Origin of the sequence: Arthrobacter sp. R4, assembly GCF_051365025.1 — a bacterium.
In the GTDB taxonomy this organism is placed as follows: Bacteria; Actinomycetota; Actinomycetes; order Actinomycetales; family Micrococcaceae; genus Arthrobacter.
In genome coordinates, this window is the sequence record NZ_JBLWIJ010000049.1 from 14,923 (window position 1) to 34,998 (window position 20,076).

Below are 20,076 nucleotides of genomic sequence, written 5' to 3' on the forward strand. Positions count from 1 at the left end.
TTATTAGTTGCTAGCGGTATCGGCGGTGCTGGTTTTCCTTCGTAGAGGCCCCGGGAGTAGCGTCCGCGATCCATGGCCCGGTGCCCTCGGACTGGTCAAAGACACCGGCCTCAAGCCACGTGTAGTCCCCGGCCAGGACCTTGCGCGAGAGGTGGTGGTCGCCGTCGTCGGTGTTGCGCCAGAGCTGATCGAAATACTCCTCGACGCGGACCCGGGCCTGCTCGCAGTACGCCTCAGCAAGCTCATAGGCGCTGGCTGCACGTTCCGGCGCGGTGTGGAGCATCATCTCGGCCCGTGAACAGCATGCTGCCATGGCGTAAAGCTCCGCACCGATATCAACAATTCGGCCCAGGAAGGCCTGCTTGTGCTCTAGCCTGGCCTGCCAGCGGCCCATACCGTAGAAGGTCTGCCGGGCCAGCTTGCGCGAAGACCTCTCCACAAAGCGCAACTGCTTGGCGAGACGTCCGAACTCGCTGTAGGAGCGGGGGTCCATTCCCGCGCCCGCCACCAGCTTCGGCAGCCACCGGGCATAGAAGCCGGAAGCTCCGACGGCGGCCTTCGCCTTGTCCTGCAGGCTTGCGTCCAGCGATGCGAGGTCGCCGGCCGCAGCCAGGTGGGCGTCCACGGCTTCCCGGGCGATCAGGAGTTTCATGATCTCCGATGAGCCCTCGAAAATCCGGTTGATCCGGAGGTCGCGCAGTTGCTGCTCGGCTGGAACAGCGCGTTCGCCGCGGGCTTCCAGTGACTCTGCCGTCTCGAAGCCCCGGCCACCGCGGATCTGCACGAGTTCATCGGCAATCCGATAACTGATCTCCGTGGACCACAACTTGGCCAGGGCGGCTTCGATCCTGACGTCCTTCTGCCCGGCGTCGGCGAGTTCGGCCGATAGTTCAAAGACCGCGTCCAAGGCAAAAGCAGTGGCTGCGATGAAGGCGATCTTCTTGCCCACGGCTTCATGCTTTCCCACCGGCTGGCCCCACTGTGTGCGTGCATTGGACCACTCGCGGGCAATCTTCAGGCTCCAGCGGCCCGACGCGACGCACAGCGCCGGAATGGAGAGCCGGCCGGTGTTCAGCGTGGTCAGCGCGATCTTCAGTCCCTGGCCTTCACGTCCCAGGCGGTTGGCCGCGGGCACCCGCACCTGATGGAACCGTGTCACTCCGTTTTCGATGCCGCGCAGCCCCATGAAGCTGTTGCGGTTCTCCACGGTGATGCCGGGGGAGTCCATTTCCACCACAAAGGCGCTGATCCCGCCCTTGTGCTTGGTGCCGTCCGCGTCGGTGTGGGCCGGCACCAGGGCCATCACCACCATCAGCTCGGCAATCACGCCGTTGGTGGTCCAAAGCTTCACGCCGTCCAGGATGTAAGACTCGCCATCGTCCGTGGGAACTGCCGTGCTGCCCATTCGGGCAGGATCGCTGCCCACGTCCGGTTCCGTCAACAGGAAGGCGGTAATGGCCCCGGCGGCGCAGCGCGGCAGGTATTCCCGTTTCTGTTCCGGGGTTCCGAACACCTTTACGGGTTCGGGGACGCCGATGGACTGGTGGGCGGACAGGAGGGCCCCGATGCTGGGGTGCACGCTGCCCAGCAGGGCCAGGGCGCGACCGTAGTAAACCAAGGACAACCCCAAACCGCCGTATTCCTGCGGGATCTTCATGCCAAAGGCCCCGAGGTCCGCCAGTCCCTTGAGGTATTCGTCCGGAATCTTGTCTTCGCGCTCTATCACGCGGCCGGACATCGTGCGGGCGTAGGCCTCGAGGCGTGCCATGAAGGCTTCGCCGCGTTCAACGTCGTCCTCCTTGGCGGTAGGCCAGGGGTGGACCAGGCTGAGGTCGAAATTGCCCAGGTACAGTCCCTTGGCGAAACTTGGCCGATCCCAGTCCGTCTGGCGGGCTGCCTCGGTTATTGCGCGGGCGTCCGCCGCGGTTGCTTCGGATCCGATGTTGCTCGCGGCAACGGGAACATCCGCGTCCGGGGCGTCGGAGGCAAATGCGCTGGCGGCGGGACTGTCAGTGGCGGAACTCATGGGGTATCTCCTCTGCCCGGGATGGCCGGTTCAAGCCATGGATCCGCCGGGTTGGAGAACCCTTTAGCTGTCTCTCAATATTACCCGCGGGTAGCTTCCGGTGCTAGGGGATGGCTGGCCCGGGAAGTCCCCGGGAATCTCCACTGCCGACGCATGGTGCACCAGCCTGTCCCAGCCGTTATTGATGCCATGGACCACGGCCAGCAGCGTGGTGGAGGCGAGGAACCAGCCGAGTTTGCCGACGCCTACCAGGACCAGGGCCAGAAACCCTGCCACCAGGACGAAGGCTGCCAGGACCAGGGCAATCACCAGCGTTCCGGTGAACACCATGGTGGCCGTTTCCACTGCACTTAGGTCGAACTGCATTCTTCCCCCTGCTGCGCCATTGCTTCGGTTGGATCAGTAGCACTGAGCGTAGGGGCTTTGGGGCGAGTCCAACCAGACCCGCCCCGCCAGCAACAACGGGTTGATATGGGATCGCAATGCTACCGGGAGGTAGGTCACGGAGCGGTCGCGGAACCTTTGCCGTTAGGGGTAGGAAGGCTCTGCGTTAACCTTGTAGTTGGCAGTTTTCGTCTTTCGTAGATTCTCGCTGCCCAACCATCCCCCATCAGCTGAAGGAGAGTGCGTGCCCCGCTCCGCCAGGTCATCCGCTGACGCGATCAGTGCCCGGCTCAGGGACCTCGAACTCCTCACCCAGGGACCCGCCTGGGCACTCACGCGCTCCGCGCCCTGGGTGATCGCCGTGCTCCAGGCGTCCTTTACCCGCACCCGCCCGCAGGTTCAGCTTGAAGAGTTCCATGCCGACGTCGACTCCTTCCTTGAGCAGTTGCGGCGCGAGGAGCCGGCGCTGGGCGGTGCCGCCGGGGCGCCGTCGGGAAAAAAATACGCAGACGAATGGACCCGGAAGCACTTCCTGACCCGCCGCAACCAATCGGGGCAGATCGTCTACGAGGTCACCGAGCCGGCCGCCCGTGTGCTCGCATTCCTGGACAGCCTCTCCAGCGAGCGGTCCACGCTGAACGGTTCCAGGCTGGGCACGCTCCTGGGCGACGTGGAGAAGCTGGCCAACGAGACCAACCCGGACCAGAGCGCCCGGCTGGAATCCCTGGAGGAAGAGATCGGGGAGCGGCAGCAGCTGATCCAGGACATCAGCTCCGGCGATTTCGATGGCCTGCTGGACGACGACGAAGCCGTGGAGGCCGCCGGTAACATCCTGGACCTGGCCGCGAGCCTGCCCGCCGACTACAAGAAGATGCGTGACCGGATCGAGGAGCTCGTGGGCGAGCTCCGCAACCAGATCATCGAGGAGTCGCTCAGCAAAGGTGCCACCATGGCCCAGGTGCTTGAGGCCGACAAGCGGCTCCGGCAAAGTCCCGAAGGCAGGACGTTCCGCTCCTTCACCGCATTCCTGGAGGACCCGCAGCAGCAGCTGCGTTTCCGTTCGGCAATCGGCGAGGTGCTCAGCCGGCAGTTCGCCGATGACCTCTCGGCGGAGGACCGCGAAACGCTTAAGAACCTCGTGGCCGAGCTCCGCCACCAGCACAGCCAGATCCAGCGGATCTACGGCAAGCTCAGCGAAAGCCTGAACACCTACGTCCAGAGTGATGACTTCCGCCAATCCGTCCGGCTCCGGAAGGTGCTGCGCGAGGCCGAGCAGGCTATCCGGTCCCTGCCCTATGAACGTGAACGGCCAGGCCTGGTCCGCGGTCCGGTGCTGTTCAACGCGGGGTTCGAATCGCTGGCCATGGTCAAGCTCTATGATCCGGACGAGTTTGCCGTTCCGCCCAAGCTCGCGGACCCCATCGCGTTCAGCGACTCCGACCGCGTGCGCTCGCCGAGGACGGGCAAGGCCCGGCCCGAGGCCATCAAGGCAGCTGCCGCCGGTGCCGCCACGCTGGCCGAGGCCTGGGCCCAGCTGCCGCCCGAGGAGCAGCACATCAACTCCATCCGGGCGCTCCTCTCGCACGCCCTCCAGGAAGGTGCGGCCTTTGACCGTGACGCCTGGGACGGCCTCGACTACGAACAGATAGACGGCACCACCCGCAAGGCATACCTGCCGGTGGTTACCCTCAAGAAGGATTGACGATGACTGAAGAAACCACGACGGCGCCACCTTCCGTTGCGGAGGAAGCCACCCTTGCCGAGGCCCCGCCGCACGCAGAGCGACCTTTCTCCGTCACACCCAGGGACACGTTTGTGGACGGTGCGGCCCTGTTCCCCGGCGACACCGGCGTGCTCTCGATGAAGGTGCGCCAGGCCCTGGTGAAGCTGCTCAAGGGCCCGTACGTCGACGGCGGACGGGACGAAAAACTGTGGACCACCCTGCTGGATCACCAGCTCATCCTGCGCAGCCGCCTCTCGGAACTCTTCCTCACCCTGCAGCTGGACCACGAACGCAAGATCGCCGTCCTGCGCCCGGTGGACCCGGAGGCCATCGGCGGCAGCACACGCTCCAGCATCCTGCGCCAGCAACGTGCCTTGAGCCGGGTGGAGACCATTGTCCTGCTCCGCCTGCGGCTGCTGCTGGACCGCCACGTAACGGCCCAGACGGACCCCACCATCACGCGCGAAGAAATTGCAGACCTCGTGGCCCACTACCAGCCAGCCGGGCAGCAGGACGCATTGAGGGATTCGGACGTGGTCACCCGTGCCATCACCAAGCTCCTGGCCCGTCAACTGCTCCTCACCACCGGCCTGGACGACGTCTACACCATCTCCAACGCACTCCCCCTTGCCCTGCCTTTCGAAAACATCGGCGATATTCCGGCCCAAATCGAAGCCCTGGTAGCGGCCACAGCAGACCCGACGGGTACCGAGGCGCTGATAGAGCTCGACGGTGACGCGGGTGCGGAGGACGGTGGGGACGACGACGCCGATGCCGAGGGGGCGGGGGCGGCAGCACCGTCGTCGTACTCAGCCACGACCACGGAGGAGGCCAAGTGAGCATCGCATCCATGCTGCCGATGGGCGAGCTCACGAATCCGGGCCAGATGCGCCTTGCCTTGGTGCAGGTGGTCAACTGGGGCACGTTCCATGGGGCGCACACGATGCACGTGGACCGCAACGGAACCCTGTTGACGGGCAACTCCGGCGTAGGTAAGTCCACGCTGTTTGATGCCATGCTGCGGGTGTTTGATGCCCGGCCGCGCTCCAATGAGGCGGCGGCCCAGCGTGCCGGCGGTGCGGTGGAGGACAAGAGGACCACGTTCACGTACATGCGCGGCAAGGTGGGTGACAAGGCCGTGGGCGAAGGCTCCGCCAGTGCCTTCCAGCGGCCGGGTGCCACGTGGTCCGCCGTCGCCCTGACGTTCGATAACGCGGCGGGTACGCGCGTCACGGTGTCGGCGCTGTTCGACCTGCCCAAGAACGGCACGGAGTCCAGTGTGGGGCGCTTTTACCTGATCGACAGCAAGCCGCTGGACTTGCCGGCCATTGAGGACATCGCCGAGAAACGCTTCACCAAGGCCTCGCTGGAGACCGTCTTCCCGGACGCGCAGATCTTCGACGTCCACAAGGCATTCGCCGAGCGTTTCCGCCGGCTCCTGGGCATCAGTTCGGACCAGGCCCTGCCACTGCTCCGCGTGATCCAGGCCGGCAAAGGCCTTGGAGGCAGCGTGAACACGTTTTTCCGCGACCAGGTCCTGGACGCCCCGGCAACCCTTGCCGCGGCGGATGACGTGGTGGAGGAATTCAGCAACCTGATGTCCATCCGGCAGCGGCTGGAGGATGTACGGCAGCAGCGGGACCAGCTGGCCCCGGTACCCGGACTGAACAAGGAGTACGCGCAGTCGCTGCTGGACGCCAACCGGCTCCGTGAGCTGTCAGGCGAGGAGTTCGAAGCCTATAGGCAGCAGCTCTCGGTCACGGTGCACCAGAAGACCCTGGCCCGGATCAAGGACCTGGCCCAGGTCAAGGCCAAGGAACTGGGCGCGGAACGTTCTGTCCGCGACGGGCTGGCCAAGGAACTGCGCGAGCTTGAGGCCGACTACAACAACCAGGGCGGCAACGCGATCTCCGCGATCGAGCAGTCACTGGAAAACGCCCGCGTTGGCCTCCGGCTCCGCGAGCAGGTGGAGGAAGCGGCCCGCAAGGCACTGTCCGACGCCGGCCTGCAGCTTGAGTGGACGGCCAAGGGCTGGGAGCAGGCCCACGAGCAGGCGGCCGCCCGGTCTGCCGAGCTCAAGGATGACTCCCAGGCGCTGCAGGAACTCCGCTTCGAGGCATTCGACGGCCACGCCACGAAAAAACGCGAGCTGGCTGCAGCCCAACAGGAGCTGGTGTCGCTGAAGACGCGCAAGTCCCTGCTGCCGCCGTCGAGCATTGAAAACCGGGCGGCGATCGCCGCAGCCACCGGCATTCCCGAAGACCGGATGCCGTTTGCAGGCGAACTGATCGACCTCGCCGAAGGGGAGGAGCAGTGGCGGCCGGCTGCCGAGCGGGCACTCCGGAACCTCGCCACCACGCTCCTGGTTCCCGGCGAATACTTCGCCGCAGTGACCCGCTTCCTGAATGACCACAAGGTGCGCGGCTCCCTGCGCGCCGTGGACGTGTCCAAGCCGCTCGCCGGCGGCGCGCTTGCCGTTGAGGACGTGCGCGACGGCGACCTGCTCACCAAGCTGGACATCCTCGCCAGCGGCGCGGTGGCGGACGCCGGGGAGTGGATCCGGGAGCGGATCGCGCTCGATTTCGCGTATCCGTGCGTCGAGGACGCCGACAGTCTGGCCACCCTGGACAAGGGCCTGAGCCTGGGCGGCGTGGTCAAGCGCAACCGGCACACGGTCGAAAAAGATGACCGTTTCACCGGGCGCCAGGACTACGTGCTCGGGTTCGACAACGCCGCCAAACTGGAACTCGTGGCCGCCCAAGTGGAGGACCTGCAACAGGAGCTGGCCAAGGCAGCCGAACTGGCGCAGAGCCGAGAAGAGTCGCACCAGGGCATGAGCCGGCAACTCGATGCCCTGAGGTTGATTGCGGAGGACCACCGCCCCTGGGAACAGGTATCGGCTGCAGTCGCCGCAGAGGAACTCACCAGGATAGAACAGCGGCTTAAGGACGCCCTCGCAGCACAGGCGGATCTGGAACCGCTGCGCGCCAACATCGAAGCGGCGCGGCAGAAACACCAGGCCAGCACTGAAGCTGCGGCTGTCCTGCAAAGCGAATACAAGGCACTCGACCGGCAGCTGAGCGCCGCCGATTCACTGCTGGAAGCCGCGCGGGCCCGCCTGGAGCAGGCGCCGCCGTCGGACGCTACCGTCACGGCGCTGGAGCCGTACTTCACGGACTTCGGCGACATCACCGAAATGCATGAACTGGACAACCTCGCCAACCGCGTCCGGACTGCGCTGTTGGGGGAGTTGCACGCCGCCGAGACACGCGGGCAGGCAACCTCCGAGCGGCTGACCCGGATCTTCGAGGGCTTCGTCCGCGAGTGGGGGACCGCAATTTCTGCGGACCACGGCACGTCAATCGGCGCAGCGGGGGAGTTCGAATCGCGCTACCACGCCATCGTCAGTGACGGCCTTCCCGCGCAGGAGACTGAGTTCCGGCAGTTCTTCAACCAGCGCACGCACGAGTCCTTCAGCACGCTGCTGCACCTGCTGGATGAGGAACGGCGTTCCATTACCAGCCGCATCCTGCCGCTCAACGGGATCCTTTCCGAGGTCAACTTCCATGAAGGCAGCTTCTTGGAACTGGACATCAAGCAGACCCTGCCGGCCACGGCCAAGCAGTTCAAGGACGCCATCCAGAACGCGCTGAAGGCCCGGCACACGCGTCCGGCCCGCCCGGGTTCAGGCGCGGAAAATGGAGCGGACGACGCCGAGCTCACTGCCCGCTACAAGACCCTGGAAACACTCGTGAAGAGGCTGGGCTCGCAGACCCCCGAGGACCGGCGCTGGCGTGCCGAGGTGCTGGACGTTCGCGGCCACCTGTTTATCCAATGCAAGGAGCACCGGGAGGTGGCAGACGGCAAAACGGGCGGCAAGCGGACCGATGTCTACATGCACGCCGACACAGGCTCCATGTCCGGCGGGGAGCGGCAGCGCTTTACGGCGTTCATCATGGCCGCGGCCTTGAGCTACCAGCTGGGCATTGCGGAGCAGGGGTTCACTACCTACGGCACGGTGATGATGGACGAGGCGTTTGTGCTGGCGTCGGAGGAGTTCGCTGGCGCGGGCATCAAGGCGCTGCACGAATTCGGATTCCAGCTGCTGCTGGCGGCGCCGGAGAACGTGATCGACCTGTCGCGGCACCTGGGCTCCGTGACGGAGATCCTGCGGGACAAGCGCACCAACCGTTCCGGCGTGCTGAGCGCTCCGGTGATCCGGCCGAGGCCCGGTGCTGAGGGTCAATGGCGGTCGGAGGCCAATCCTGTGGACATCGTTTTGCGCTAATCGTGACCCGGTAAAGGTTTTTATAACAAATCGATGGATTTATTGCTGAAAGTCTGGTGAAGGCCCGGAGCTGCGTGCCAAGGTTATGGGCACCATCACAACTCGCCCCCACGCTCCGCCAAGGGTGATCGCGGAATGCTGGGTCCGCCTTACACCTGTCGAGCCTGACGGCGTCTTCACGAAAGGCACCATCATGCGCCCTGCATTTCGCGCACCGTTCACCGCGGCCCTGGCATTCACAGCCGCACTCACCCTTACAGGCTGCATGGCAAATGCCTCACCAGGCGGCGCCGGAACGCCGACTGCCGGGAGCGCGGCCACGACGTCCGCGAGCACGCCTCCAAACCCCAGCAGCACAGCAGGTCCTTCGACGGAGGGCGGGCAGCCAGCATCGTCCGCCCCGGCGCCGGCGGCCCTGGTGACGTACACGTTCCCGGACGGAATCTCCTTCAAGCACCCGGCGGACTGGCGTGTGGAGCTCTTCAAGGCGGCCGGCTCGCCGTTCGTGGGGACGGCCACGGTTTACGACGCTGGCGGCGCCAAGCAGGCCACTGTCTACACCGGGCAAATCGCCGACGGTGTGACCAGTCCCGTGACCAGGACTGTTTTCGAGTCCGCGCCTGTTCCCGGGCTGCAGGGGCAACCTGCTCCCACGGCCCACTACTCGTTCTACGTTGACAACGTAAACGACATTGCGAAGTACCGGATGCACCTGACGGCCGGGGTGCCTCTTTCCGGGGCGGAGATGGCCCTGGATGGGATCATCCGTGTCGGCGACCGCGTCCTGGTTGCCGACGTCGAATTCATCGACAAGCCCTTCGCCAGCGACGATGCCGCCAAGGCCTGGCTCGCCAGCGCGGAAGGCCAAGCCCTCAAGGCGCTGCTGCTGAGTATGTCCCAAAGCTAGCCGCCGCTTTCCCGGAGCGCTCCTTCATGCGATGTGGGGGAGCGTTTCCGCTGAGTGGCTGTGTGCTTCGTCACGTCGGCGAATTAAGTTACGCAAACCTTGCGTAATGCAGAGGAGGGTAGGCTAGCCTTACTTAGGTTCGCTTCATTCACCTAAGGAGTTCCGTGACTTCCCCCCTCTTTTCCGGCCCCAGTGCCACGCGCCGCACGCTGTTCAAGTCAGCCGGCAAGGCAACGGCCGTCCTCGCCGCAGCGGCACTCACCCTCTCCGCCTGCTCCACCGGACCCGCGTCCTCCACCTCGGACGCCAGCACTTCCAGCTCCAGCAGCTCGCAGTTCCCGGTCACCATCAAGCACGTCTTCGGTGAGACCACCATCAAGGAACAGCCCAAGCGCGTTGTTACGGTCTCCTGGGTCAACGACGACGTTGCCATTGCCCTTGGAGTTGTCCCGGTAGGCGTCCCCAAGAACGAATGGGGCGGCAACGAGCAAGGTTCCACGCCGTGGAAGGACGCAGCCCTGGAGGAACTCGGCGCGGGCTTCGGTTCGGACAAGGCTCCGGTCCAGTTCTCCGAGGCAGACGGCGTCAACTTCACCGAGATCGCCAAGCTCACCCCGGACGTCATCCTGGCCGCCTACTCGGGCCTGACCGAAGAGGACTACAAGAAGCTCACCGAGATCGCCCCAGTGGTGGCCCACCCTGAGATTGCGTACGGAACGTCATGGCAGGATTCCACCTCCATCATTGGCAAGGCCCTGGGCAAGGAAGCCGAAGCCACCAAGCTCATCTCCGACACCGAGGCCACCATCAAGGAAAAGGTCTCCAAGTACCCGCAGCTCGAGGGCAAGAGCTTCATCTACGGCAACCTGGAGCCCGCATCGGCTGAGGGCGTCAACGTCTACACCGCCAACGACAACCGCCCCCGCTTCCTGAGCGAGATTGGCATGAAGCTGGCCTCCGTTGTTGAGGAGAACTCGAAGGGCTCCAAGGAATTCTTCATCCCGTGGTCCGCAGAGAAGGCCAACGAGCTCGAATCCGACATCTTCGTCACCTGGGTCCCGGACGCCGCCACCACCGATTCGATCAAGTCAGACCCACTGCTCGGCCAGATCCCGGCCATCCAGAAGGGCGCCCTGGTTGCCGATTCGGACAACACCCTGACGCTGTCCATCTCGGCTTCCTCCCCGCTGAGCCTGCCGTGGTCCCTGGACACGTTCCTGCCGCAGTTGGCCACTGCAGCGGATGCAGTGAAGTAAGCACCGTCCCATGACGGAAAGTACGACGGCGGCACCCGCCGAGGTGCAACATCCCGGCGCTCTGGTGCCGCGGAAGGCCCGAGACCTCACCCCTCGGAACCGTGACGCCGCCCGCCCGCGCCTCGCAGCCAGGCAGGCCGCCTGGCTGCTGGCCGCCGTCGTCGTACTTGCTTTGCTAACGGCCGCGTCGCTGGCCATCGGTGCCCGTGGACTGACCCTGGCCACCGTATGGCAGGCCCTTACGCAGTTCGACCCCGCCAACGGCGACCACGCCGTGGTCCACGCCCGTATCCCGCGCACCGTCCTCGGCATCCTGGCCGGCGGCGCCCTGGGCCTTGCAGGTGCTGCCATGCAGGGCGTCGCCCGCAACCCGCTGGCGGATCCGGGCATCATGGGCGTCAACGCCGGAGCCGCGCTGGCGGTGGTCACCGGGATCTACCTTTTTGGCGTCACCTCCCTCAGCGGCTACATATGGTTTGCCTTCGTCGGTGCCGCAGCCGCCGCCGTCGTGGTTTACCTCATCGCCTCCATGGGCCGGGATGGTGCGACGCCGGTCAAGCTGGCCCTCGCCGGGGCGGCCCTCAGTGCCGGGCTGTACTCCCTCATGAGCGTTATCCTCGTCTCCAGCCAGGACACACTGGACCGCTTCCGTTTCTGGCAGGTCGGCGGGATCGCTGGCCGCGAATGGTCCGTGGTGCTCCCGGGCTTGCCGTTCCTGGCTGTCGGGGCCCTCATCATTCTGGCCACCGGCCGCGTCCTGAACAGCCTGGCTCTCGGTGACGACATCGCCCGCGGCCTCGGCCAGCGCGTTGGCCTGAGCCGGGCCGTGACGGCCCTGGGCATTGTGCTGCTGTGCGGCTCCGCGACGGCGCTGGCCGGGCCCATCGGCTTCGTTGGCCTGGTCATTCCGCACGCGGTCCGGTCGCTCACCGGTCCCGACTACCGCTGGATCCTGCCGTTCTCCCTGGTGCTGGCCCCGGCACTGCTTCTGGGTGCAGACGTCATCGGCCGCGTGGTGCTGCTCCCGGGCGAGGTCCCGGCCGGCATCATGACGGCCCTGGTGGGTGCGCCCGTCTTCGTCTGGCTGATCCGCCGCGGCAAGGGAGCAGGATTGTGAACCTCGTCGAAACCAAACCCCCCGTTGACCTATCACTTCCGGTTGCCAAAACAGGGTCTAAGCGACCAAAACTGATAGCGCAACACTGGCGGACCGCCGTCCTGGCCTTTGGGGTCGTCCTCCTGTTCGCCGCAACCATCCTGCTGGGCAGTTACACCGTGACCGTGCCGGACTTTTTCAAGATCCTGATCGCCCACCTCACCGGCGGCGAAAGGATACCGGGCGCCAGCTTTATCGTGATGGAGAACAAACTGCCCCGGGCGGTCATCGGCATCATGATCGGCGCCGCCTTCGGCCTGTCCGGCGGACTGTTCCAGACCATGCTCCGTAATCCGCTGGCCAGCCCCGATGTGATCGGCATCAGCTACGGCGCCAGCGCGGCAGCCGTCACCGCCATCGTGGTCTTCGGCGCCACCGGGCCGGCAGTGTCCGGCGCGGCGCTCGGCGGTGCGCTGGGCATCGCGGCGCTCATCTACGCCATCTCCCGTGGACCGTCGCTGGGCTCCGGTGGGGGCAACCGGGGCAACGCTGCCGGCAGCCGCCTCATCCTTGCCGGAGTGGGCATCGCCGCCGCGCTGCACGCGGTGGTCAACTTCCTAATGACCCGTGCGGACATCCGCACGGCAGCGGACGCGCTCGTGTGGCTCAACGGATCGCTCAATTCGGCCAACTGGGAGCGTGCCGGCATGCTGGCGCTGGCGCTACTGGTCCTGGTCCCTGCAGTCATCGCCCTCGCCGGTCCGCTGCGGATCCTGGAACTCGGCGACGACGCCGCGGCCGGGCTGGGAATCCGCGTCGGGTTCACCCGCCTCGCCGTGGTGATCACCGCCGTCGGACTCGCTGCGGTGGCGACGGCGGCCGCCGGCCCGGTCTCGTTCGTCGCCTTCCTCGCCGGTCCCATCGCCAGGCGCTTTACCCGGAAAGCCAGCCTCCCGGCGTCGGCCCTGGTTGGCGCTCTTATTGTCCTCGCCGCCGACTACTTTGCGGCCAACCTTGCTCCCTTGCTGCTGGACGGCACCGTGCTGCCCGTCGGCGTAATCACCGGCGCGCTTGGTGCCCCGTTCCTGCTGTGGCTCCTGGTCACGGCCAACCGAAAGGATGCCTGACATGGCGGTTCTTAGCGCCCAGGACCTCACGCTGAAGTACGACCAGCGCTGCGTCGTGGACGGCCTCACCGCGGAAATCCCGGAGGGGAAGGTGACCATGATCGTGGGCGCCAACGCCTGCGGCAAGTCCACGCTCCTGCGGGGCCTGTCACGCCTTCTCAAACCGGCGGGCGGCGTGGTGACGCTGGACGGCAAGGACATCCACTCCCGCCCGGCCCGGGAACTGGCGCGCACCCTGGGGCTGCTGCCGCAGCATCCCACGGCGCCGGACGGTATCGCCGTGCGCGACCTCGTGGGCCGCGGGCGCTACCCGCACCAGGGCTTCTTCCGCAGCTGGAGCCCGGGTGACTTGTCACACCATGATCTCGCGGTGCAACGGGCGCTGGAAGCCACAGAAACGCTGGAACTCGCTGAGCGGAACGTCGACGAACTCTCCGGCGGCCAGCGCCAGCGCGTCTGGATCGCGATGGCCCTGGCCCAGGAGACCGACGTCCTGCTGCTGGATGAACCCACCACGTACCTGGACTTGGCCCACCAAGTGGAAGTCCTGGACCTGGTCACGGACCTGAACCGCAAGCGCGGTACCACGGTGGCCATCGTCCTGCACGACCTCAACCTTGCCGCCCGTTACGCGGACCACGTGATCGCCATGAAAGGTGGCGAAGTGGTGGCCTTGGGCGACCCCACCACCGTTGTCACCGAAGAGCTGGTCCGTACCGTCTTCGGCCTGGAGTCCCGGGTGATTCCTGATCCGGTCTCGGGCACGCCACTGATCATTCCCATCGGCCGTCACCACGCCACCGCCACCGAATTGGAGCTCGTTTCATGAAAACCCGCGAAGTCGCCGCCACCGAGCCCATGACCCTGGCGTTCGAAGTCACCGTCTCTTCCGTGGAAGAGCTGGGCCCCAACTTCCGCCGGATCACCTTCGGCGGATACTGCCTGCGTGACTTCGGCGTGAACGGGGACACCCTGGACCTGCGGATCAAGCTGATGATTCCTTCACTGGCCGAGGACGGCACGGAGCTTCCCCTGCCGGCCTTCGAAATGACGCAGGCGGGCTGGTACCGCGAATGGTTGGCCATGGACCCAGCCGTGCGCGGCTCCATGCGGACCTACACTGTCCGGAAATCGCGGCTGGATTCGGTCTACCCGGAGATCGACGTCGATTTCGTGATGCATTTCGACGCAGACGGCCACGGAGGTCCGGCCGCCAACTGGGCCCAAAACGCCAAGCCGGGCGATGCGATCACCATCATCGGCCCCAACAACCGGGCCGCCCAGTGCTACACCGCCGAGATCTATGGCGGCATCGAATGGCGGCCCGGCATGGCCCAGCGCGTCCTGCTCGCAGGCGACGAAACCGCGGTCCCCGCCATTTCGGCCATCCTCGAAAGCCTCCCGCCGTATATGACCGGCCACGCCTTCCTGGAAGTGCCGCAGGCAGGGGACTTCCTTGACCTCAAGACGGACGCCAACGTCGAGATCACCTGGCTGGCCCGCGGCGCGGCGATCGGCCGTTCCCGCCCGCACGGCGAACTGCTGCAGCAGGCAGTACGCGCGGCCGTCCCCGTTCCGGGCTGGGTGGGCATCAAAGAGTCCGACGGCGGCGCAGGCCCGGAGCCTGAGGACGTCAATGTGGACGTGGACATCCTCTGGGAAACTCCCGCGCGGATGGAGACTGCCGAGATCGAGGCCACCAAGAACCCCGACATGCCAGCTGGAGCCATGCCGTTCTACGCCTGGATCGCCGGGGAGGCGGCCGTTATCAAGGACATGCGGCGGTACCTCGTGCGGGACGTTGGGATCGACCGCAAGCAGGTCGCGTTCATGGGTTACTGGCGCCAGGGCAAGGCCGAGCTCTAGCCTCGCTTCCAAGACCCTCTCTCACTTCCTGTCGCTTGCCGTTAACCCAGGCGTTGTCTTCGTTGCCTAGGGTGGCGGGGTGTGCGCTGATTCTTTGCTTCCCTCAAGTGGGCGGCGTGTCTTTGTCGCCTTGGGGGACTCGTTTACGGAGGGCGTGGGGGACCGGGACGAACGCCTGCCCAACGGCGTGCGGGGCTGGGCAGACCGGGTAGCCGAGAAACTGGCCAAGGCTGAGCCTGGCTGGAGGTACGCCAACCTCGCCATACGGAGCAAGCGGCTCCGGCAGATCATTGGTGAACAGCTCGAACCCGCCCTGGCGATGCGGCCCACGCTTGTCACGTTGTACGCCGGCGGAAATGACATCCTGGACCTGGGTACAGACATGGCGGCGCTGATGGAGGACTACGAAAAACTGGTAGCCAGCCTCGCCGGGACTGGTGCCACGCTGGTGCTGTTCACTGGGTTCGACGTCAAGGTCTCCGCCCTCCTGGAACCCCTGAAGAAGCGGAACACTGTCTACAACCAGGGTGTGCGGGAGATTGCTGCGAAGTATGGCGCCGTCCTGGTGGATTACTGGTGCCTGGACGCTTTCCACGACCGGCGCATGTGGGACTCAGACCGGTTGCACATGTCCAAAGCAGGCCATAAGTATCTGGCCGGACAGGTCCTGGATCAGCTGGGTGTTCCACACAAGATCAAGCCCAAGGAATGGGACCCGCCCGCCAGGCCCAGCCTGCGCGAATGGGAGAGGCGCCAGCGCCGCTGGGTCAATGACTGGGTCCTGCCACTGTTCGGACGCAAGATCAGGGGCATTACCCTGGGTGATGCCCTCAGCCCGCGCTGGCCCGAGCCGGTGACGGTGCCTCGGAAGGGCGGCCTGAAGAAAATTGTTGGGGAACAGCCGGCGCAGGCCCGTCCTACCTAGGCGTCCAGCAGGTTCTCGAACCCTTTTGCCACGCTGGTGGCTTTGAATTCGATGATTTCGAACTCGGCCACACCGTTGCTGAAGAAAGGGTCCCGGGCCAATGACGCATCAAGGGTGGCGCGGTCCACGCTTGAAAGCAGCACGCCGCCCACCGCGGGAACCCGGCGTCCGGACGCAAGGAAGACGCCGGCGTCGAACGCTTCTTTGACCCAGGCCATATGGGCCGCACGGTGGTAATCCACGATGTCCTGGGGCACCTTGTAGGTCAACGAGACAACAAACATAGGGTCAGCCTACCGGGACGCGCCCACCGCACCCGTGCGTCAGTTGAACTCTCAACCACCTGCAGCTTCTACAATGAGCACATGACCGAACCGCGCTGGCTCAACGCCGATGAACGCCGTGCCTGGCTGGCCCTCCTGAGCATCAACACCATGCTCCCGGCGGCCCTGGATACCCAGCTGCACGCCGCAGGCAAAGTCTCGCTGTTCGACTACAACGTCATGGCTATGCTCTCCGAGGCCGAGGGACGTTTCCTCCCCATGAGCGAACTTGCTGCCCGCACCAGCTCCTCATTGTCACGGCTGTCCCACGTGGTCACCAAGCTGGAGAAGCGCGGCTGGCTGGAGCGGAGGCCGCACCCGGGAGACGCACGAGTCACCACGGCGCACCTGGCCGACGCCGGCATGGCAACCTTGGTGGCGCTCGCACCTGGACATGTGGAAGCCGTCCGGGCGAAGTTCCTCGACGCGCTCACGGAGCGGGACGTGGCGGACCTGGCGAGGATCGGCGAGAAAATCGTGGCCCGCCTGGATGACGACCACTGGATCCTCCGCGAATCCTGAACGTTACCGGCAATCCAGCTTCTCCCCGCCTACAAACTCTGAACAGAGAGCTTCTCCATGCACGCACAAAAGCCTGGTCCCGTCGACTTCTTAGCTAGAAAAAGCAGCGTCCTGGCCGCCTTTGTCGCCATGCACTTCCTGTTCCTGCTCTTGCTCACTCCGCGCATCGCGGCGGGGGAAACGTACGAGGATGTCAGCCTTTACCGAGACTGGGCTTTCCTGGGCCTGGACGAAGGCACCTGGCAAGGTGTCGACGTTCCCTGGGTTTACCCGATCGGAGCAATGTTCCCCATGCTTGCCGCCAGCGTTTTTGGGCCAGGCCAGTACATGCTCGGGTGGTTTCTTTTGTGCACTGTCCTGAACTTAGGGGCCGTGGCGTCGCTCCTGGCACACCCGGCAATCAAATTCGGCTGGCAGGCGGCATATTTATGGATCATCCTGACCGCCGTGCTGGGTCCTCTCAGCTTCTCGCGGGTGGACGGCGTATCCGCCCCCATAGTGGTAGTCGGCCTGGTGCTGGCCGTCAGCCACCCGGCGATTGCCTCCGCTGTGCTTTCCGTGGCGACCTGGATCAAGGTCTGGCCCGCGGCTGTGGTGCTCGCCCTGGTCTTGTCCAGCAAAGCATGGCTCAAGGTTGTGCTGGCTGGCGCCGCAGTGTCTGCATTCATGGTGGCTGGAGTTTTAGCTGGCGGAGGCTCCCGCAACCTGCTGGGCTTCATCCAGGCGCACGGCGAACGGGGCATGCAGCTTGAGGCTCCCCTGACCACCCCTGGACTCTGGCAGGCCGTCCTGGGCCTCGGAACTGTTGTGCACCCGAACTTTGCGATCGAGACGATGGAAATCCGCGGCGAACTGGCGGATCAAGTGGGTGCTTTGATGAACCCCCTCCTTGGCGCCAGCCTGCTGCTCATCGCCATCCTCATCCTTGCCGCTGTCCGCCGGGGCGCTCCCCGCCAAGAGGTCCTGATGGTCGGTGCCCTGGCCCTGGTCTCCGCCATGATCGTGTTCAACAAGGTGGGCTCCCCGCAGTTCATGTTGTGGCTCGTTGCTGTGGTGAGCGTTGGCGTTGCCATGAGTGGTCGGAAATGGGCCGTGCCCGCAATCTCCGTCGGCGCGATTGCGGTCCTCACCACCCTTGTCTATCCGCTGCTGTACATGCAGCTGATTTATGCCCTGAATCCCGGGGCCGCCCTGCTGCTGACGGTGCGCAACGCACTGCTGGTCATGCTTTTGTGGTGGACAGTGGTGGCTCTGTCCAGGATGGCGCGACCACTGCAAACGGGCCGGCGCAGCCAACCGGCCATTACCGAACCCGGATCGGAACAGCACTTGGTTGCTCCCAGCAACTGATGGCACACTGACGCTATGGATTTTTCGGCCCGGTACGTAGCTCTTGGTGACTCCTTCACGGAAGGCGTCGGGGACGAGGACGCCACCCGGCCCAACGGCGTCCGGGGGTGGGCCGACCGGGTGGCAGAGCAACTCGCCGCAGCGAACCCGGGCTTCGGTTACGCCAACCTTGCCATCCGCGGCCGGAAACTCCGCCAGATTATGGCCGAACAGGTGGACGCCGCCGTCGAACTTCAACCCACCTTGGTGACCATCTATGCCGGAGCCAACGACATCCTTCGGCCACGGATCGACATCGACGACCTGCTGGCCGAGTACGACGACGGGATCCGCAAACTGAGCGCCACGGGTGCCACTGTGGTCATGTTCACTGGGTTCGACGCCCGCGGCTCCAAGGTCTTCAGCACCATGCGGGGACGCACCGCCATCTACAACGAGCTCGTCCGGGGAATAGCGGGGGACCACGGCGCCCTGCTGGTGGACTACTGGCGCTTCAACGAGTACTACGACTGGGGAATGTGGGCCCAGGACCGGATGCACATGTCGGCCGCCGGGCACGCAAACATGGCCAGGCGCGTCCTGGATGTGCTCGAACACGACCACTCGATCGAGGTCCCTCCCATGACGCCGGTACCCGAGCTCGGCCGGGTGGACGCCCTCCGCGCCAATGCCCGTTGGGTCAAGGAATTCGCCGGCCCGTGGGTGGTCCGCCGCATTACGGGCAAGTCCTCCGGCGACGGCCTGGCGCCGAAATATGCCCAGCTGATACGACCCTAAACCGGGGAATCCGGAATGGTGTGGCAGGAGGCGCCTATACACCATCGCGGCCGGGATTGGTCTTTAATTGCCCGAACTCGTAGACTTGGTAGGCGCTAAGTGCGCGGAGCGTGCGCAATTGCTCCGGTGGCCCGGTAAATTTCTCCAGGGTAGCCGGTAGTTAGGGGCTCAAGTTGCGTGACTAACCGTTCACCCTGATCACTTTGGGTCGCACTTACACGCATGATCCTGCAGCAGATATGCGGATCATTACATTCAATTCTTTGAGGAGAAGTCATGGCAGCACACTGCCAAGTGACCGGAGCCGAGCCGGGCTTTGGGCACAGCATTTCGCACTCGCACCGCCGCAACAAGCGTCGGTTCGATCCGAACATCCAGAAAAAGCGCTACTGGGTTCCGTCCCTGCGCCGTAATGTCACGCTGCAGGTTTCTGCAAAGGGCATCAAGACCATCGACGTACGCGGCATCGACGTAGTCGTCGCCTCTATCCTTGCTCGGGGAGTGAAGCTCTAATGGCTAAGGACAAGGACGTACGTCCGATCATCAAGCTCAAGTCGACTGCGGGCACGGGTTACACCTACGTAACCCGCAAGAACCGTCGTAACGACCCGGACCGCATGGTTCTGAAGAAGTACGACCCCAAGATCCGCCAGCACGTCGAATTCCGAGAGGAGCGCTAAACCATGGCTAAGAAGTCCAAGATTGCTCGCAACGAGCAGCGCAAGGTCATCGTTGAGCGTTACGCTGCAAAGCGCCTCGAGCTGAAGAAGACCCTGGTTGACGAAAACGCAACCGACGAAGCACGCGAAGCTGCACGCCTCGGCCTGCAGAAGCTGCCCCGCAACGCCTCCCCGATCCGTCTGCGTAACCGCGACATCATCGACGGCCGTCCCCGTGGCACCTTCCAGAAGTTCGGTATCTCCCGTGTTCGCTTCCGCGACATGGCTCACCGCGGTGAGCTCCCGGGCATCACCAAGTCTTCCTGGTAATTCAGCACCGCTGACTCCAGCTGCTTGAGAAGGGCCGGCAACCATTTGGTTGCCGGCCCTTCTGCGTTTAGGCGCAGCCCTCCCGGGCTGTACGCACACGGCTGGATTGCTGTGTTGCAGCCCACAGGAGGAAAGTACGACGGCGGCTGGCCGGCCGGGTGCCCCAGTGGGCCGCCCTGGCGCGCAACGGCGGGGTTTGGGACCCCTTCGAGGATGGATTTGCGGTGGGGGTTGAGTGGGTGTATTGTTTTCTAAGTCGCCGCGAGGGAGACAGCGAAGAGCTGGTTACCGCGGGCGGCCAAACCCCCAAATTCAAGACCAAATTCTGGTAGCTCATTAGAGTGCCTCAATGAGGTGGGAATCGGGTTCCTGCCGATATGAATCCTGAAATACGGATTTGCATCGGGGCTGGAAACCGGGTAAGTTTGAAAAGTTGCTCCGGAGCGATCCATGGCTGTTGTTTGGTTGTGGTGGTGCCGGGTGTGTCTGTTGTTTGAGAACTCAATAGTGTGCCAAG

General features: G+C 64.9%; 20 protein-coding genes. 16 read left to right on the top strand and 4 right to left on the bottom strand.

Annotated features, from left to right (window positions below; all coding sequences use genetic code 11):
• Window positions 1-10: 10 nt before the first annotated feature.
• A complete protein-coding gene (locus tag ACLKOZ_RS22050) occupies window positions 11-2,026 on the bottom strand; it encodes an acyl-CoA dehydrogenase family protein (protein ID WP_436478358.1) in 2,016 nt (671 codons plus the stop codon).
• A gap of 63 nt (window positions 2,027-2,089) precedes the next feature.
• Window positions 2,090-2,392 carry a hypothetical protein gene (locus ACLKOZ_RS22055; protein ID WP_436478360.1) on the bottom strand — a complete coding sequence of 101 codons (303 nt, stop codon included), beginning with the start codon at window positions 2,390-2,392 and terminating at the stop codon, window positions 2,090-2,092.
• A gap of 262 nt (window positions 2,393-2,654) precedes the next feature.
• On the opposite strand from ACLKOZ_RS22055, the gene ACLKOZ_RS22060 reads away from it, so the two are divergent.
• The 10 genes from ACLKOZ_RS22060 to ACLKOZ_RS22105 all read left to right on the top strand — a co-directional run bounded on the left by ACLKOZ_RS22060 (window position 2,655) and on the right by ACLKOZ_RS22105 (window position 15,598).
• The gene (locus ACLKOZ_RS22060) at window positions 2,655-4,112 is read left to right on the top strand and encodes a DUF3375 family protein (protein ID WP_337348987.1); all 1,458 of its coding nucleotides are present in this window, start codon (window positions 2,655-2,657) and stop codon (window positions 4,110-4,112) included.
• Between the two features lie 2 nt (window positions 4,113-4,114).
• Complete coding sequence (locus ACLKOZ_RS22065) at window positions 4,115-4,972, top strand: DUF4194 domain-containing protein (RefSeq protein WP_436478362.1); 858 nt, start codon at window positions 4,115-4,117, stop codon at window positions 4,970-4,972.
• On the top strand, window positions 4,969-8,421 hold the full coding sequence (locus ACLKOZ_RS22070) for an ATP-binding protein (RefSeq protein ID WP_436478364.1): 3,453 nt from the start codon (window positions 4,969-4,971) through the stop codon (window positions 8,419-8,421). Before ACLKOZ_RS22065 ends, ACLKOZ_RS22070 begins: the two co-directional genes overlap by 4 nt.
• Window positions 8,422-8,614: 193 nt before the next feature.
• Window positions 8,615-9,328, top strand: a complete 714-nt coding sequence (locus ACLKOZ_RS22075) for a hypothetical protein (RefSeq protein ID WP_436478366.1) — start codon at window positions 8,615-8,617, stop codon at window positions 9,326-9,328.
• Between the two features lie 164 nt (window positions 9,329-9,492).
• Window positions 9,493-10,584: an iron-siderophore ABC transporter substrate-binding protein gene (locus ACLKOZ_RS22080; protein ID WP_337348991.1), complete on the top strand. Its 1,092-nt coding sequence runs from the start codon at window positions 9,493-9,495 to the stop codon at window positions 10,582-10,584.
• A 10-nt stretch (window positions 10,585-10,594) separates the two neighbouring features.
• The gene (locus ACLKOZ_RS22085; protein ID WP_436478367.1) at window positions 10,595-11,701 is read left to right on the top strand and encodes a FecCD family ABC transporter permease; all 1,107 of its coding nucleotides are present in this window, start codon (window positions 10,595-10,597) and stop codon (window positions 11,699-11,701) included.
• 71 nt (window positions 11,702-11,772) lie between these two features.
• Window positions 11,773-12,807: a FecCD family ABC transporter permease gene (locus tag ACLKOZ_RS22090; protein WP_337349003.1), complete on the top strand. Its 1,035-nt coding sequence runs from the start codon at window positions 11,773-11,775 to the stop codon at window positions 12,805-12,807.
• Window position 12,808: 1 nt separating this feature from the next.
• Window positions 12,809-13,636 carry an ABC transporter ATP-binding protein gene (locus ACLKOZ_RS22095; RefSeq protein ID WP_337352701.1) on the top strand — a complete coding sequence of 276 codons (828 nt, stop codon included), beginning with the start codon at window positions 12,809-12,811 and terminating at the stop codon, window positions 13,634-13,636.
• On the top strand, window positions 13,633-14,673 hold the full coding sequence (locus ACLKOZ_RS22100) for a siderophore-interacting protein (protein ID WP_436478370.1): 1,041 nt from the start codon (window positions 13,633-13,635) through the stop codon (window positions 14,671-14,673). The genes ACLKOZ_RS22095 and ACLKOZ_RS22100 overlap by 4 nt, the downstream gene beginning before the upstream one ends.
• A 79-nt stretch (window positions 14,674-14,752) precedes the next feature.
• Window positions 14,753-15,598: an SGNH/GDSL hydrolase family protein gene (locus ACLKOZ_RS22105; protein ID WP_436478372.1), complete on the top strand. Its 846-nt coding sequence runs from the start codon at window positions 14,753-14,755 to the stop codon at window positions 15,596-15,598.
• Here the strand turns inward: ACLKOZ_RS22105 and ACLKOZ_RS22110 are convergent.
• A complete protein-coding gene (locus ACLKOZ_RS22110) occupies window positions 15,595-15,882 on the bottom strand; it encodes a YciI family protein (protein ID WP_436478374.1) in 288 nt (95 codons plus the stop codon). The genes ACLKOZ_RS22105 and ACLKOZ_RS22110 overlap by 4 nt on opposite strands.
• 81 nt (window positions 15,883-15,963) lie before the next feature.
• Here ACLKOZ_RS22110 and ACLKOZ_RS22115 point away from each other — a divergent pair, with 81 nt between their 5' ends.
• From ACLKOZ_RS22115 to rpsN, 6 genes are all read left to right on the top strand, one after another.
• Entirely contained in the window at window positions 15,964-16,443 is a 480-nt protein-coding gene (locus tag ACLKOZ_RS22115) for a MarR family winged helix-turn-helix transcriptional regulator (protein ID WP_337352704.1), read from the top strand.
• A gap of 57 nt (window positions 16,444-16,500) precedes the next feature.
• Window positions 16,501-17,793: a glycosyltransferase 87 family protein gene (locus ACLKOZ_RS22120; protein WP_436478376.1), complete on the top strand. Its 1,293-nt coding sequence runs from the start codon at window positions 16,501-16,503 to the stop codon at window positions 17,791-17,793.
• A 15-nt stretch (window positions 17,794-17,808) separates the two neighbouring features.
• Window positions 17,809-18,570, top strand: a complete 762-nt coding sequence (locus tag ACLKOZ_RS22125) for an SGNH/GDSL hydrolase family protein (protein WP_436478378.1) — start codon at window positions 17,809-17,811, stop codon at window positions 18,568-18,570.
• 276 nt (window positions 18,571-18,846) lie between these two features.
• Window positions 18,847-19,083: a 50S ribosomal protein L28 gene (rpmB, locus tag ACLKOZ_RS22130; RefSeq protein ID WP_104043693.1), complete on the top strand. Its 237-nt coding sequence runs from the start codon at window positions 18,847-18,849 to the stop codon at window positions 19,081-19,083.
• Window positions 19,083-19,250: a 50S ribosomal protein L33 gene (rpmG, locus tag ACLKOZ_RS22135; RefSeq protein ID WP_013602737.1), complete on the top strand. Its 168-nt coding sequence runs from the start codon at window positions 19,083-19,085 to the stop codon at window positions 19,248-19,250. The genes rpmB and rpmG overlap by 1 nt, the downstream gene beginning before the upstream one ends.
• Window positions 19,251-19,253: 3 nt before the next feature.
• A complete protein-coding gene (gene rpsN / locus ACLKOZ_RS22140; RefSeq protein WP_015938870.1) occupies window positions 19,254-19,559 on the top strand; it encodes a 30S ribosomal protein S14 in 306 nt (101 codons plus the stop codon).
• Window positions 19,560-19,810: 251 nt separating this feature from the next.
• On the opposite strand, the gene ACLKOZ_RS22145 is transcribed toward rpsN, so the two are convergent.
• On the bottom strand, window positions 19,811-20,076 hold a 266-nt coding region (locus tag ACLKOZ_RS22145; protein WP_436478381.1), incomplete at its 5' end, for a hypothetical protein.

Coding starts and splice junctions, on each gene's coding strand:
- ACLKOZ_RS22050 (WP_436478358.1), bottom strand. CDS start 2,026: ATGAGTTCCGCCACTGACAGTCCCGCCGCCAGCGCATTTGCCTCCGAC.
- ACLKOZ_RS22055 (WP_436478360.1), bottom strand. CDS start 2,392: ATGCAGTTCGACCTAAGTGCAGTGGAAACGGCCACCATGGTGTTCACC.
- ACLKOZ_RS22065 (WP_436478362.1), top strand. CDS start 4,115: ATGACTGAAGAAACCACGACGGCGCCACCTTCCGTTGCGGAGGAAGCC.
- ACLKOZ_RS22075 (WP_436478366.1), top strand. CDS start 8,615: ATGCGCCCTGCATTTCGCGCACCGTTCACCGCGGCCCTGGCATTCACA.
- ACLKOZ_RS22085 (WP_436478367.1), top strand. CDS start 10,595: ATGACGGAAAGTACGACGGCGGCACCCGCCGAGGTGCAACATCCCGGC.
- ACLKOZ_RS22095 (WP_337352701.1), top strand. CDS start 12,809: ATGGCGGTTCTTAGCGCCCAGGACCTCACGCTGAAGTACGACCAGCGC.
- ACLKOZ_RS22100 (WP_436478370.1), top strand. CDS start 13,633: ATGAAAACCCGCGAAGTCGCCGCCACCGAGCCCATGACCCTGGCGTTC.
- ACLKOZ_RS22110 (WP_436478374.1), bottom strand. CDS start 15,882: ATGTTTGTTGTCTCGTTGACCTACAAGGTGCCCCAGGACATCGTGGAT.
- ACLKOZ_RS22115 (WP_337352704.1), top strand. CDS start 15,964: ATGACCGAACCGCGCTGGCTCAACGCCGATGAACGCCGTGCCTGGCTG.
- ACLKOZ_RS22120 (WP_436478376.1), top strand. CDS start 16,501: ATGCACGCACAAAAGCCTGGTCCCGTCGACTTCTTAGCTAGAAAAAGC.
- ACLKOZ_RS22125 (WP_436478378.1), top strand. CDS start 17,809: ATGGATTTTTCGGCCCGGTACGTAGCTCTTGGTGACTCCTTCACGGAA.
- rpmB (WP_104043693.1), top strand. CDS start 18,847: ATGGCAGCACACTGCCAAGTGACCGGAGCCGAGCCGGGCTTTGGGCAC.
- rpmG (WP_013602737.1), top strand. CDS start 19,083: ATGGCTAAGGACAAGGACGTACGTCCGATCATCAAGCTCAAGTCGACT.
- rpsN (WP_015938870.1), top strand. CDS start 19,254: ATGGCTAAGAAGTCCAAGATTGCTCGCAACGAGCAGCGCAAGGTCATC.